Origin of the sequence: Marinobacterium rhizophilum (genome assembly GCF_024397915.1) — a bacterium.
In the GTDB taxonomy this organism is placed as follows: Bacteria; Pseudomonadota; Gammaproteobacteria; order Pseudomonadales; family Balneatricaceae; genus Marinobacterium_A; species Marinobacterium_A rhizophilum_A.
The window spans coordinates 5,036,870-5,051,396 of the sequence record NZ_CP073347.1 but is presented as its reverse complement, the minus strand read 5'-3'; the positions used below and the strand labels follow the sequence as shown (position 1 = coordinate 5,051,396).

8 protein-coding genes and 2 pseudogenes are annotated in these 14,527 nt (G+C 48.8%); 4 read left to right on the top strand and 6 right to left on the bottom strand.

Features of this window, described 5'->3' with window-relative positions; translation table 11 throughout:
• Positions 1–42: 42 nt before the first annotated feature.
• Together KDW95_RS22840 and KDW95_RS22835 are read right to left on the bottom strand one after the other, a co-directional pair.
• Positions 43–714: a transposase gene (locus KDW95_RS22840; RefSeq protein ID WP_255854058.1), complete on the bottom strand. Its 672-nt coding sequence runs from the start codon at positions 712–714 to the stop codon at positions 43–45.
• Positions 715–769: 55 nt separating this feature from the next.
• Positions 770–1,240, bottom strand: a complete 471-nt coding sequence (locus KDW95_RS22835; protein WP_255854056.1) for a hypothetical protein — start codon at positions 1,238–1,240, stop codon at positions 770–772.
• Positions 1,241–1,442: 202 nt separating this feature from the next.
• Between KDW95_RS22835 and KDW95_RS22830 the strand changes: the two are divergent.
• Together KDW95_RS22830 and KDW95_RS22825 are read left to right on the top strand one after the other, a co-directional pair.
• Positions 1,443–1,661: pseudogene (locus KDW95_RS22830) on the top strand (IS481 family transposase); the annotation flags it as partial.
• Positions 1,662–3,014: 1,353 nt separating this feature from the next.
• Positions 3,015–3,692, top strand: coding sequence for a GntR family transcriptional regulator (locus KDW95_RS22825; protein WP_255854055.1), 678 nt, complete (start codon positions 3,015–3,017; stop codon positions 3,690–3,692).
• 653 nt (positions 3,693–4,345) lie between these two features.
• On the opposite strand, the pseudogene KDW95_RS22820 reads toward KDW95_RS22825, so the two are convergent.
• The 3 genes and pseudogenes from KDW95_RS22820 to KDW95_RS23630 all read right to left on the bottom strand — a co-directional run.
• A pseudogene (locus tag KDW95_RS22820) lies at positions 4,346–5,026 on the bottom strand (transposase); the annotation flags it as partial.
• 21 nt (positions 5,027–5,047) lie between these two features.
• Positions 5,048–7,402 (bottom strand): molybdopterin-dependent oxidoreductase, encoded by a 2,355-nt coding sequence (locus KDW95_RS22815; RefSeq protein ID WP_255854054.1) that lies wholly within the window; start codon positions 7,400–7,402, stop codon positions 5,048–5,050.
• A gap of 443 nt (positions 7,403–7,845) precedes the next feature.
• Positions 7,846–9,909, bottom strand: a complete 2,064-nt coding sequence (locus KDW95_RS23630; protein ID WP_370646653.1) for a TRAP transporter large permease subunit — start codon at positions 9,907–9,909, stop codon at positions 7,846–7,848.
• A 374-nt stretch (positions 9,910–10,283) separates the two neighbouring features.
• Here KDW95_RS23630 and dctP point away from each other — a divergent pair, with 374 nt between their 5' ends.
• Positions 10,284–11,312, top strand: a complete 1,029-nt coding sequence (gene dctP / locus KDW95_RS22800) for a TRAP transporter substrate-binding protein DctP (RefSeq protein ID WP_255854053.1) — start codon at positions 10,284–10,286, stop codon at positions 11,310–11,312.
• A gap of 615 nt (positions 11,313–11,927) precedes the next feature.
• On the opposite strand, the gene KDW95_RS22795 is transcribed toward dctP, so the two are convergent.
• A complete protein-coding gene (locus tag KDW95_RS22795; protein ID WP_255854052.1) occupies positions 11,928–12,692 on the bottom strand; it encodes an SDR family NAD(P)-dependent oxidoreductase in 765 nt (254 codons plus the stop codon).
• Between the two features lie 351 nt (positions 12,693–13,043).
• On the opposite strand from KDW95_RS22795, the gene hisD reads away from it, so the two are divergent.
• The gene (gene hisD / locus KDW95_RS22790) at positions 13,044–14,333 is read left to right on the top strand and encodes a histidinol dehydrogenase (RefSeq protein ID WP_255854051.1); all 1,290 of its coding nucleotides are present in this window, start codon (positions 13,044–13,046) and stop codon (positions 14,331–14,333) included.
• Positions 14,334–14,527: the final 194 nt, after the last annotated feature.

Here is a 14,527-nt window from a genome sequence, read left to right as displayed (position 1 = left end):
GACCCAATCCACCCAAGTTAAGGCGAAAGACCGTCAGCACGGCTACTGGCTCATGAACTTATGCGGCTTGGGTCTTGGCTTGCGCGGTTTCGACAGCCCCTCCCGATGTAGGAAGGTCCGCCGGGCAATCAGGGCCATCGCATCCTGTAGCCATGAGGCGGCCGCGATGCCCAGCAGCAGTGCAGGCAGCAGAGGCTTCAGCACGGTATGGACGTAAGCCCGGTTGATACGCCGCTGTTCCGGCACTGGATGCGTTTGCCGGGCCGCCAGCGTGACCAGGGCTTCCAGATTGTCACACAGGATCTTGGCGGCGAAGTCCTGATTCACCGCCTGCCGCGACAGCCCGGAGACATGCTCGAGATTGAGTTTATGCTTGAGCCGTTTGAAGGCCTCTTCGATGCTCCAGCGTCGATGGTAGAGATCGCCAAAAGCCTCGGCCGGGAAATGGATCTGATCCAGAGCATTGGTCATCAGCACCCCGCCGCCCGGCGTCTGGTGGCGCACCAGGCGGACGGTCTTCGGCGTGACGGGGCAGCCGAAGTCTGCGACATCGCAGCGGTCCGGCGCCCGCAGTGTTACGACCTGTTCGGGCAGCCCCGAACGCAGAAAGTCGCACACGCAGGCAAAGCCATTGTCACCGCGCTTCTCGACGCGCATGCAGAAGTGGATGCCGCGCTGGTTCAGCAGCGCGGCCAGCGCGCGCGGGATACCCACGATCCAACAGCAAAATGTCGTCCTCGCGCAAACGTTCGAGATGCTCGAAGAGCATCTACCGCTCACCCTCGTGGACACTGTGCAGGGAAGCGGCCAGCACCATCTCGGCCCCCGGCAGGTAGAGGCCGAAGGCGATCTGATCGCGATCGGCTGCGCACAGCACATGACTGGCCCGCAGGCCGAAGCGAAGGGTCGAACCATCGCCAGCGACCAGGCGCAGTCCCCGCCAGCGCGGCACAAAGCCGGCCTGCTCGACCCGATCAATCAGGAAGTCGTTGAGCCGTGGCAGGGCGAAGGCTTGTTCGGAGACTGCCCAATTCAACTGCGCCTGCTGCAGGTGGCCGAAGAACTGATCCACCTCGGCCTGGAAGCTCTTGCACAAGCCGGTGAGCATGACGGCGATCATTGCCGGCAGCTTGCGCTGGCGGGTGAAGGCATTGGGGTGTTCGGGATGCCGCGCAATATGGCGAAAGGTCTCAGAATGGAGGTAGCGGGAGAAATCGGCGAAGAGGTCGGACAAGGACATGGAGCGCGCTCAAGGATCGAAAAGGATCCCCATTGGCCGCCGCCCTGCTTGCGTAAAAAGCGCGCGCAGGACGGCGGCCGCGCGAAGCGGTCGTCATGCCAAGTGTTTTTGGTGCTCTGAAATAAGTCTGCTGGCGTTTTATGCCGGCAGGCAGCCCGAACGGTTGATCTGCTTAACTTGGGTGGATTGAGACAAAACCTGTCGCAAGCCCACTCTGAAGAACCGTGTAGACGAATAGGTCGAGGCAGCCGTGGCCACCTATGCCATTGAACAACCGGCACATGGCCAGGTTCGAGTGAGTAACGAGCTGCGCAAACGCGGGATCTTCGTCTCCGCCAGCGACGTGCGCAGCATCTGGCGGCGTCATGCCTTGAGTAACTTCAAACAGCGCTTGACTGCGTTGGAGGCGCAGGCCACTGAAGGAATGCAACACGTCAATGTCGAGCAGTGTCTGTTGAATAGACACAAAACATCCGGTACCCGATAAAGGATGCCGGATTTTGTTAAAGCTTTTTCGGCCAACAAGCATTACCCGAAGAAAATTACCTCCTTGATCTGGTTATTTTCTCGCCGTACCTGTTTCAGATTTTCATACAGATGCTATATCATTCATGTGCTGACATCCTTCCTACCGTGATACTTACGAACCCAAGGATGCCGTGTGTTATTAACATAGTGGCAATTTACACCGGTAATACATGGCTGTACGCCACATGGTTTCTGATCCGAGGACGACAGGAAATGCCCTGGGTGAAGAACGTTGCCACCTAACTATCAGGCGGTCTAACTGATAGATTGACCTGTATCTACCGCCATATTGACGACAACTTTTTTAAAACCAGCTGTCTAAGAGTTCATTTTGAAATGAGCTATGAAACACACCTCTATAGATAGTTAATCTTACCTGCGTATGTGTATCCGGAAAACTACTGCACGTAATCCGAGCTCCTATATTTTTCTCGAGCTTGGTGTCTTTTAGCAACTCAACGGCCAGGGATTTTATTTCTTATTGATCCATTTATTTATTAACCTAGCTTTCATCTAGGTAAAGAACAACCATATTGGCATCAATTATTCATGCACGATTTAGTTAACCTATATAAGAGCTAGGCTAATACCCACGATGACATTATATTAAAAAGGTTACGTACTCGTTAGCAACTACACAATTTAGCGTACAGCCATACTGATCTTTTTATCCGCAGCGGCTACGCTAATTAGATAACTTCGTCTTTGTAGGCCTAGCTGCAACGTACGTGTTCTATCTATTTTCATCGGAGTTGTTTATCTTGATATGGGACCGTTGGTCAACTGCTGATAGCTCATGACGATACTACACCATCTATTATGGCGAACTGAAGCGTATCATTGCTAGTCATTGACTACCTTTCGCCGTTCAATCGTAGTATCACATTTAATTTATGACTAACTAGTCACTTGCTAAAAATCAAGATTAAAATCTCTGGCAATCAAAAAATGTGGCCTACATTGAAGTCGACATTTATAAAGTACTCTGATTTATCAAATATATTTCATGTGTTTTCCTGCAGACCATCTGAAACGGAACATTATTTTACACTGCCACCCTCCCCCTGCTGGCCCTGTATGCTCACAACACATGTACATTCATACAGTATATTGTAAGCACTATGATGGGTAATCATAAATTTTTATGCTACTCGGTAAATCCTTGTCTAACATTACATTAATCCTATATAATAACAATGAGAAATGTCAGATTTAAGAATTGAGATAAGCGAGGTAATTTGACTTCATGAAAACGTTTGATAACTTAAAAATTACACCAAAATCTGTTCGGGAACAGGCCTATGAACAGATACGAGAACTTATTCTGAACGGTAGTTTTCCAGCGGGGATGCGTTTGGACCTAGTCGAGCTGTGTAACACTTTTGGAATTAGTAAAACCCCTCTTACTGAAGCACTACAAAAGCTGACAAGAGACGGGTTGGTGACAGTAAAGCCAAGGAGTGGCACTTTCGTTAGCGAACTTGATCCAGCAGACTTGGAGGAAACTTTTGGATTTCGTCTCGTTATTGAGCTGGGCGCATCTGAGATGATCCTTCAACATATAACTGATAAACAAATTCATAAATTGAAAGCTATGAATCGTAGTATGCAAAAAATATTGGACAAAAAACCTGGCAATGAAGAGCTGTTCGAATTTTTAAAGCTGGATGCAAGCTTTCATGACCTTTTGATTACCTCCTCTGGAAACCGCCTAATTTCGGATCATTATCGGCAAGTAAATTCACTGTTGTTGGTGATGCGAATGCGTGATGCGTACAGCATGGAGCAATACCAAATAAGCGTAACTGATCACGAAAAAATAATAAATTCACTAATTAATCGTGATTGCACCGAGCTAAAGTGTAGTATGAAAAACCATATCATGAACGCGAAACTAAACCTGCTCGAAGCGCTTTCTTCATAGTCACCTGCGATAATTTTCAAGGTAGCACCTTTGACGGGGAAAACGCACGAGCAATTTTCTTATAAGTTGAATAGATGATAGCTTTATTAACTATGTGAACACGGAATGGTGAAGTACTTTCCCCATATCCAATACACCTCTGTTCAACCGCATCATGCAGCTGGTCGAGGTTGATCATGAGGCGCGGTCACACGAAGTGGCACTGTATGAAAGGCGTTGAGAAAAGAAAATGCTTGACTGACCGCGGAGGCATTCCACTAATGGATGCAGACCCAGCGCCTGAAAATACCGAATGGACAGCAACTGCGACTGCACCGGACTAAAGCCTCAAGCGCAGGGCCGCCCTGTCGCCCTGTCGCGCTACTTTGATGATAATAACCTTCATATGATCTACTCCTGTATTACAAGGTTCTTAGGTTTGACGCAAGGACGGGATCACGTCCGTATATTCGGCCTGTTGGTGAAGGCGGTCAAGAGTTACCTCGGGACTCAATGAGATTCGCACGTACGGCCCATATCGGCTGAGCGGCCTTGCTGCCGCCCGGTTAGTCAGGTTTTCGATACGTCGGTCTGATCTGCTGTGTCATCGTTAACTCAAAACTTTCGCAATCATCGGCAGGGCGCCTCCCCTATATGTCAGCGTTGCTCAGTCTATGCCGACTGTGATGCCCCGCGGCGGTGTCGGTCTTAAATTCGCGGATGATCTTGTAGCGCTCGTCTACATTGATCGGCAGCTTGTAGCCGAAGTGGCTATTAGCATATTTTTTCCAGGTGGCATCCAGGCCCTTCTGCCGGCGCTGCACGGGCTTCCAATCGGTCGGTGTCGCCTGCTGCTCGATAATCTCTTTCTCGTGACGGCGGATCTGCTGCCTGGGTGCTGAACCAGCGTTGCATCGATGACCTGGCCACCGAACGCGATATAACCCTTGCGCATGAGTTGATCATGCCACGCCATCGAACAGGGTTTGGCGTCCGCTTCACCAATCCGGTTTTCGAAGGTCCAGATTGTGGTCCGGTATGTAGCTGGCCTGCGTCAGCCCGCAAAAGCGTTGGTAGCTCATGCGATCCAGCAACTGATACTCCATCTGTACGTCGGACAGGTTATAGAGCCGCTTGAGCACCAGAATCCGCACCATCGTTTCAGTCGGAAACGGTGGCCGGCCGCCCCTTGCACTGACTGGACGCACCGCGACACGATCCACCCCAGCGGCCAGCGCGGAAAAGTCGATGTGCATATTGATCTCGGCCAGTGAGTAACCCAGGTGGTCAATCTTCTGCCGGTGCTGGTCGGCGGTAAACAGGCCGGTCTTGATGGCGCTGCGTGGCTTCTTCATCGTTGTCGGTCCGCGACTGAGTCAGACATTGTCGATTTTACTCAACGGAACTGCCGGCCTACGAGGTTTTTCTAGGTGCCCTTGTAAAGGTGGCTGGTAAGCCGTAATTGGTGGTAAATCCCCTATATATTTTTTTATATTAACAAGAGCACTATGCGCCGCAGTACTTTGTGATAAACGAGAAGTCCTTCGGTCATGTGTCAACATGTTAGGGTTGCCATGCTTGTCCAGCGTACTCTCTTGCATTGGGTCAGCAGGGTCGTACCAAGCCCCCGTACATAAATAGACGGTATTCAGTCGAATTCCATCGGTAACAACTACACCCGCAAGGCAAGATCCCCTAGCGTTAAATACGGTAACGATATCACCGTCCTTAACATTTAGACCCGCCGCATTATCAGGATGGATCAAGATCGGCTCTCTGCCCTGAATTTTTTGGCTTTGGCTATACGCTCCGGAGTCAAGCTGACTGTGCAACCGTGCTTTAGGCTGACCGGATATCAGATGGAAAGGATAGGTCTCGGCCAGGTTTGAATTTAACCATTCTGTAGGAGGTATCCATGTTGCCTGTCCTGGACAATCTTTATATTCAAAGGAGGCTATTTTCTCGCAATATAGCTCTATTTTTCCACTAGGTGTCATCAGTTGGTGCCGCTCCGGATCTTGCCTAAAACTTGAGAACAGAATCGAATCTGGAGCGGGGTCCGTAAATTCAATAACGTCCCCCTCTAAGAATTCACTCAGATCGGGTAGTTTCACGTTATCTTTGCACGCAGACTGGCAAATATTACTCCACATTTCTTGCAGCCATTCATGTGAACTCTTACCCTGCGTAAATTCCCTTTCAAAGCCTAGGTACTTGGCAATCGACGTGAAGATATCGTATTCATCTCTGGCTTGACCAATGGGATCAATTATCTTGGGCATCGGAATTAATGCGTTATCCCGTTGGCCGCCGCCAATATCGGTCCTTTCGAGTGTAGTCGTCACCGGAAAAACAATATCGGCATGCCTAGCTGTTGCTGTCCAATTTATTTCATTGACAATGATCGTTTCAGGCTGCTGAAATGCTTTAATTAGCCGGTTAATATCTTGGTGATGATGAAAAGGATTTCCTCCGGCCCACCAGATCAATCGGATGTCCGGAAACGTTAGTTTATTACCGTTATAGTCGTATTTTTCTCCCGGATGAAGTAGCATATCAGCGATAGTTGCCACAGGAATAAAAGAATCCACCGCGTTTCTTTCTTGCGGGAAAGAAGGCCACTGAATTGGCCGATCCATCAGTCCAATGCTACCGTCGGACGCGTAAGCGATACCAAAACCACCGCCAGGTAAACCGATTTGACCGAGCATTGAGGCCAGAGTTACCGTCGCCCAAAGAGGCTGTTCACCGTGCTCACCACGCTGAACGCCCGCCGCAGTAGTAATAAATGTGCGAGAGGAGGCCATCTTTTTAGCCAGTTTTCGAATTTTTTCTGCAGGTATATTCGACTGACGACAGGCCCACTCCGCACTTTTCGGTGTACCGTCTTCAAGGCCAAGTAAGTAGGCTTTGACCTTGTCGAAACCCACCGTATATCGGTCAATAAAGCACTGATCATAGAGATTATTAACAAGTAGTGTATGAGAAAGACCTAGTATGATCGCAGTATCCGAGCCAGGTATGGGGGCAAGCCATTCGGCTTCGACCTCTTTTGGTGCGTCATTTTTCAAAGGACTGAAGTTAACAAATTGCACGCCAGCTCTACGGCAGGCAATAAGCTCATCTTTTAAACGGTGTCGTGCAATTCCTCCCGGACCGATCTGTGCACTCTTCAGCGGCATACCACCAAACATAACCACCAGATCTCCATGTTTTGCGATGGTTGAAAGGCGAGTCGAATTTTTTGTCATAGTAGAAAATTCGCCGATAATGTATGGCATTAATACAATGGCAGCGTTAAAACTATAATTTCCTTCGCTTCTTACAAACCCACCAGCACAATTTAAAAATCTTTTAAGTTGGCTTTGCGCGTGATGGAATCTACCAGCGCTGCCCCAGCCGTAAGAGCCGCCAAAGATCGATTCGTTTCCATGATTTTTTCGGGTGGAATCTAGTGCTCTGGCAGCTAGTTCGATCGCTGTTTCCCATGAAACTTCTACAAAGGCTTCTTTACCTCTTTTGTTTCCCCCTCGCACAGGGCCACTTTCAAGATATCCTTTTCGAACAGCCGGGCGAAGTATCCGGGCTGGACCGTCTATCGAATCGAGATAATTTTCGTTGATACGTGATGGATCAGGATCTAGAGGATGCGCTTTAACGCCGACCAACTGCCCATTTTCTACCTCGGCGACTCCAGTGCCCCAGTGGCTGGAGGTGATTTTTTTAATCATATTTTTTTCCTCTAATTATTCTTATCCTTCGCGTGAAAGGTTTTATAGCGATGAGTCAGGAAGCTGAACTATTCACTTGTAAAGTGCTCACGTACTGCTGCCCGCTGTATAACCATCACGCAATAAAGCCGTATTATTAAGCTGAGCGATTTACTAAAGCGAACTCTTCTATATGAACGGCACTTCAGTAAGTGATTATTTCAATAATAAATAGTATGACGGTTGATTATTAATAGCTTGCTGAACAAATATTTGCCCAGCAAGCAAAAACTTCAATAATTTTAATTTATTAGTATTTATAAAAATCAAAAGAGTGACCATTTATTAAACCGTCTCTCAAATAGACTCACTAAATACTGCATAACCTATTTATATCAACATGGTTATTATTTATATAAATACAAGCCGGGATAATCGCACTATTAAAAACGTCAAAAGTAGCTTTACCCAAGAAGTTTTGGTAATAGTAACGCAATATCTGGTATAAATAGAACAGCCATAATACCCATAAACTGTAAGCCAATAAAAGGAAGAACCCCTCTGAATATATGCTGTAAGGAAATCTGTGGCGGTGCTACTGATTTAAGCCAAAAGCAAGCAGGACCAAAAGGAGGAGATAGAAAAGAAATTTGGACGTTCATTACGAAAAGCACGCCAAACCACAATACAGCTGACTCAGGTTCCATTCCTAATTGAGGTGCTATATCTCTAATAACTGGCGCAAACACGGGTACTGTCAGAAACGTGATCGCAATCCACTCCATGAAGGTTCCAAGCACTGCAAGAACCACCATCATGATCAAAATCAATAAGATAGGCGGCAGCCCGAGATCTGAAAACAAGCTACGCATGTAAGCTGCACCGCCAATCAAATTATAAATTCCAACAAAGGCAACTGCACCAATTACCAACCAGAAAATGGTGCCCACACTCGACATCGTTGAAACAAGGCTCTTTTGTAACATACCCCAATTGAATTCATGACGTACGGCTGCAATTACGCATGCACCGATCACACCCACTCCGGCAGCTTCAGTGACAGATGCGATTCCTGCGTATATCGACCCCATTACTCCAGAAACTAAGGCCACACACATGCTGACTGCAATCTTCTGTGCTTTCGTTAAGCTAGCATCTTTACCAGTAAGCTTAGCCACTTCCTCTGCGGTTGGTGCCATCGTGGGGTTAATCTTACAGCGAATTAGTACATAGACCGAATACATGGATGCCAACATTAGTCCCGGTAACAGTCCTCCCAAGAAAAGGTCACCAATTGGCACACTTGCTGATAGTCCAAATACAATCATCACGATAGACGGAGGAATAAGAGTTGCTAGTGATCCAGCAGCACAGATAACACCAATGGCCAATTTACTATCGTAGCCCAATCGCAACATTTGAGGCAAAGCAACAAGGCCAAGCATTACGATTTCGCCACCCATAACACCTGACATCGCAGCCAAAACCACAGCTACAACGGTTGTCTGAACAGCGACCCCTCCACGTAGATTCCCCGCAAAAATAGACATGCCATCAAAAAGATCACGTGCTAACCCGGCACGTTCAAGTATAGTCGCCATGAGCACAAAAAGGGGAACAGCAACCAAAGCATACTGTTCAAGCAGTCCAAAAGCATTTGAGGAAACGATGAAAAGCCCAGATGGACCAAAGAAAAGTAATGCCGTAACGATAGAGACGAACAAGGTCACAATCCCTAAAGGCATTCCTGTCAACATTAGTATAAATAAAGCCCCGACCATACAGGCAGTGACGACACCCAAATCATACGACCGAACATTCAATAATTCTTGAGGGTTAATGAAGCTGGTAAATGATTCATAAAGTGAGTTCACTAGGTTGATAGCCGGTATGTCAAGCTGATAGTGAGCGACGATATTAGATCCAATTCGTAGGTATATCAGTGCTCCCAACAGCACAACGACTGCTTGAGAAACCTGACTACTGAAGTGATTTCTAAAGTTCACTATCAACTGGGAAAGGTAAATAAAAGTCCCAATTGATAGCGCTGTTTTAAGAATGGTTGGCTGAGGAGAGTTAAAGGTACTTCCGCTCCGTTCAACGATATCAATAGCTATAAGCGCCCGCATCATACTATCATCAAGAAGGACAGTTAAGGCAATAATCCCTATAGCCATGCCAAATGCTTCGAAAAACCAGCGTGATCGAATATCAACAATGTCGTTAATAATTGTGATTCCAATATGGCGCTTATGCAGGGTCACATACCCGCTAGAAATCAACCAAGCCGATGAACAAAATATTATGACCATCTCGAAAGCCCAACTCGTTGGAGCATTCAAAAGATAGCGCGCTACTACCTCCCAAACTGTAGCGACTACACATACCAAATAAAATTGCGCTACAACAAGTCCCGTAAGCCGACTTACTCGATCCATTAGTCCTCCGCTATCTTGGAAGGCATCCGAAAGTGAGCTTTTAAGCTTAGGTGTCTTGGATGCTTGCTTTGTTCTTGCTATTGATAACATAAGCGACTCTCCTCATCACCCTTGGGCGACCTTTATGAACCCTACTTATTATAATGTCAATTGATATCTGGAATCTGACTTGTGAAGATCTGAAATATCAGTTACGATCATTATCGTCACTTTATCGAGCAAGTCAATAGGCATCTTTGCTTCTGACATATAGCTTGGCAACGTGTACACATTCCGACTGTCGACCTGGTAAAGATGGGGTGGCGCTCACAACGCACAGCGGAGGAACCAGATATGGGGCTTTGATCTACGGCCCTTACCGATGGTTAGTTGGCTTTATGATGAGCGAAGTATTAGTTATGCTTCTGTTAAAGTGCGTCACCATATCATTATCAGATAAAAAAAATTAATTGAGGATGCTCGTAATGAAAAAATTTGGAGCTACAGCCGGGGCAATCGTCTTAGCGCTCTCTGCCGTTACTACAGCCGATGCCCAGACTCGCTTGGTCGTTCAAGGTTCAGCAAATGCCGGTGATTTTGTTCAAACGTTTTATGAGTCTTGGGCAGGCAAATTCAATGCTATGACTGGAGACAAAGGGCCAAAATTGGAGGTTTTACCTTTCCAAGCTATCGTCCCCTACCGTGAAACCATCGATGCCACAGCAGCAGGATTGATTGCTGGCGATATGAGTTCAATTTCCTATTTTTCAGGACGAGACCCCGCTTTCGCAATACTAGGCGACCTCGTAGCAGCCTACGACACTCCAGAGCAAGCCACAATGTTCTGTCTGAATGGAGGAGGCAAAGAGGTGCTTCAAAAAGTCTACGATAAGCTGAACCCGGGTAAACTTCATGTCGTAGGATGTGGAACTTTTACCAAGGAAGCTTTGGTTGCATCTAAGCCTATCTACGGCTTGGCTGATCTCAAAGGCGTCAAGATGCGTGCTCCTGAAGGCCTTGCGGCTGACCTCTTTGCACGCGTAGGAGCTTCGCCTGTTTCACTACCCTATTCGGAGGTTTTCACTTCTATAGAAACAGGGTTGATTGAGGCAGCAGATGCGTCATCGTATGCCTCTAATAAGTCAGCAGGTCTACACAAAGTAGCTACGTACCCGCTCTATCCGGGAATACATTCCATGGCTATGAACCAGCTTGTGATCAGCAAAGACCAATGGGACAAGCTTACACCTGGCGAACAAACAACACTGGAGGTTTGGTACGCAGCGATGATTACGTCCTTGGGACGCGCCTCTGACCTTGAAGACCGACTCGAAGTGGCCGAAGACAAGGCAGCCGGCAAACTGACCATCATCGACTGGCCACAGAAAGATCGGGACGCATTCCGCGTTGCTGCAAAGGACGTATGGGAAGAAGCCGCGAAAAAATCTGACTTAGCTGCAGAGGCTCTGGAAGCCCATCTCACTTTCATGAAAAATATTGGCTTGGCTAACTAAAGAAGATTCCAATGTTAGACTTAATCTGACAGGTATCATCTTTTTAAGTGGTTCTTGCCAGCTAGCCATCTGTACTATTAACCTGGCTGGCAAATAGCGAGGGAGCCTATTTGCCAGTCACCCCACAAAAACAGGCGCAAGTGCGTGGACGGAATGTTTTTTATGAAGTTCGCATTGACCTGGGATCGCTTCACACTCACATCATCGCGACCATCCATAGAACGTCACTCGGCACGCGGCTACCACCCAGATTGAGACGGTGTCGGATGATTTTGCCGGACGATGCGGGTAAAGAGTTTACGCCGCTTCGTGCTTCAAGCGCGAAGGGTTACCCCAAGCAACAGCTAACAGTATTGCTGCCCTCTGTCGGCCATCCCAAATTGGGTTGGTAGACGCTTAGCATGCTGCTGCGAAGGGTGCATCACCAACCCCTCGCAGGACAGAACACTCAGGATGCAATACAAGGCTCCTATCAGGTCACAAACGCAGGGCCCGGAATGCCCGGAGAACACCGACTGATCAACACAAAAGCCACTTGGCCAGTCCCTACACGGGCAGACCTCGTATCAGCGGCTGTCCAGTCGACAGCGTTGAAATACCCTTTGCGCTTTCGGGTTAGTGCGCTGTCCAGCCGCCGTCAACCTTCATACTGGAGCCGGTCACCATACGGCTGGCATCCGACGCCAGGTAAATAACGGCCCCCATAATATCTTCAACATCGCCAACATGACCCAGCGGTATCTTGGTAAGAGTATCCTGCTTGAAAGAGTCCGAGGTGAAGAAAGGTTCTGTCATCGGGGTTTTGATAAAGGTCGGGCAGATCGTATTAACCCTAATGCCATCAGCAGCCAACTCAACCGCCATCGCCTTGCTGAGGCCTTCAATGGCATGTTTTGTCATACAGTAAACAGTGCGCTGGATCGCACCGACATGCCCCATCTGAGATGACATGTTGATAATGCTACCCCCTTGGCGGTTCGCCAGCATTCTAGACACAACCTGCTGAGCAACAAAAAAACAGCCCTTAACATTAAGCTGTACCAGTTGATCGAAATGCTCCTCTGTCACCTCGACAAAGGGTTCTGGAATATTGGTTCCGGCATTGTTGACCAAAATATCGACCCTCGGCAATGCACCTATCTTCTGTGCTATATCCTGCATTGACGACATATCGGCGGCTAGCGCCTCTGCGCTCTGCCCCAGGCCCTTAACCTCAGCACAAACCTCATCGAGCGCCTGCTGTCCACGTCCAACGCAGATGACATGCGCACCCTGCGCCGCCAGTGCCAACACAGCGGCGCGGCCAATGCCCTTGCTTGCGCCTGTTACCAGGGCGATCTTGCCCTGGAGTGAGAAGGAAGGAGTTGTTGGAATCGTCATGGCGGGCACTCGCTTGATTAAAGGGACCACAGTTCTAACGCATTATGATTTCGTATTCAACGATTTCATCTAAGTAGAGCCCATATGTTCGGCAGAACATGAAACTTACACCCGCCTTTCAAGCCAGATATCTCCGAGCACAGTTCCTCAAAGGTTCAGATATCTTGAAAAGATAATAATTTAACTTATTGATATATAAGAACTTTATAACAACCTGGATAGTAAGTACTCAATTTAAGCTCACATATATATTGACGGCAATAGGTCGCCTAGATAGGATTGCATACGAATTCAACGCATTCATCAGTAACTGCTGAATACTAACCAACCGATCACACCGAGGTGCATTCCATGGCCAACTATCTGAAGACAGGCATTAGTGTCGAAGTGGCTGCCGCCAACAGCCGCGAAGTCCAGCAAACCGTCGAAAACATTCTGGAAGACATCGGCACCCGTGGTGACGCCGCTGTACGCGAACTGTCAGAAAAATTCGACAAGTGGAGCCCGACATCCTTCCGCCTGTCTGAAGAGGAAATACAGGCATGCGTCGACAGCCTGCCTGAGGAAGCCATCAAAGATATCGAGTTTGCACAAACGCAAGTGCGTCGCTTTGCGGAAATTCAGAAAGCCTCCCTCCATGATGTCGAAGCAGAAACGCTGCCGGGCGTGACACTTGGCCACAAGAACATCCCGATGAACAGCGTCGGCTGCTATGTACCCGGCGGGAAATACCCACTTGTCGCTTCCGCCCACATGAGCGTACTCACCGCCAAAGTCGCTGGCGTCAAGCGCGTCATCGCCTGCGCGCCTCCTTTCAATGGTAAGCCCAGCCCAGCTATCGTCGCCGCCATGCACATGGCTGGCGCGGATGAAATTTACTGCTTCGGTGGCATTCAGGCCGTAGGCGCCATGGCGCTGGGTACGGAAAGCATCGCCCCGGTCGACATGATCGTAGGCCCGGGGAATGCCTTCGTGGCTGAAGCCAAGCGGCAGCTTTTTGGCCGTGTCGGTATCGACCTCTTCGCCGGCCCTACCGAAACTCTGGTCATTGCTGACGCAGAAGGTTGCGACCCCGAACTGGCAGCGGCCGATCTGCTGGGCCAGGCAGAGCATGGCTATAACTCTCCAGCGGTACTGCTGACGAACTCAGAAGACTTTGCCCGTCAGACTATCGCCGAGATCGAGCGTCAGCTGACCATACTGCCGACCGCCGAAATCGCCGGCAAAGCCTGGAAAGATTATGGCCAGGCCATTGTCTGTGACAGCTATGAGGAAATGGTTCAGGTTGCAGATGAAATCGCTTCCGAGCACGTACAGGTCATGACCCGGGACCCGAATTACTTCCTGGAAAATATGACCAACTACGGAGCACTATTCCTTGGTCGCGAGACCAACGTGTCCTATGGCGACAAGGTTATCGGTACCAACCACACCCTTCCCACCATGAAAGCCGCGCGCTATACCGGCGGTCTATGGGTCGGAAAATTCATCAAAACCTGCACCTATCAGCGCGTTACGCCGGAGGCCTCGCTGATGGTTGGCGAATACTGCTCGCGTCTGTGCGCGCTGGAAGGCTTTGCCGGCCACAAGGAACAAGCTGATATCCGCGTACGTCGGTACAAGGATCAGCTCAGCAAATAAACCGGCTGCGGCCAAAGAGCGCACAGTCAAAGGCCTGCTTTGAGAACGAAGGCACCCGCTCGTCAGCCACCAAGGTGGTTGACGGACTAGGCCCTCGCCTCGGCGTTTTGAAGTTATCTGCGGCTTAGCCTAGCGAGCGTCCAAACTGGCCGCCACTTGACATCAGACGCACAATAAAGAGAATGAATACGAAT

Excerpts from the sequence above, each read along its gene's own strand:
- KDW95_RS22835 (WP_255854056.1), bottom strand. The coding sequence starts at position 1,240 with ATGTCCTTGTCCGACCTCTTCGCCGATTTCTCCCGCTACCTCCATTCT.
- KDW95_RS22825 (WP_255854055.1), top strand. The coding sequence starts at position 3,015 with ATGAAAACGTTTGATAACTTAAAAATTACACCAAAATCTGTTCGGGAA.
- KDW95_RS22815 (WP_255854054.1), bottom strand. The coding sequence starts at position 7,402 with ATGATTAAAAAAATCACCTCCAGCCACTGGGGCACTGGAGTCGCCGAG.
- KDW95_RS23630 (WP_370646653.1), bottom strand. The coding sequence starts at position 9,909 with ATGTTATCAATAGCAAGAACAAAGCAAGCATCCAAGACACCTAAGCTT.
- dctP (WP_255854053.1), top strand. The coding sequence starts at position 10,284 with ATGAAAAAATTTGGAGCTACAGCCGGGGCAATCGTCTTAGCGCTCTCT.
- KDW95_RS22795 (WP_255854052.1), bottom strand. The coding sequence starts at position 12,692 with ATGACGATTCCAACAACTCCTTCCTTCTCACTCCAGGGCAAGATCGCC.
- hisD (WP_255854051.1), top strand. The coding sequence starts at position 13,044 with ATGGCCAACTATCTGAAGACAGGCATTAGTGTCGAAGTGGCTGCCGCC.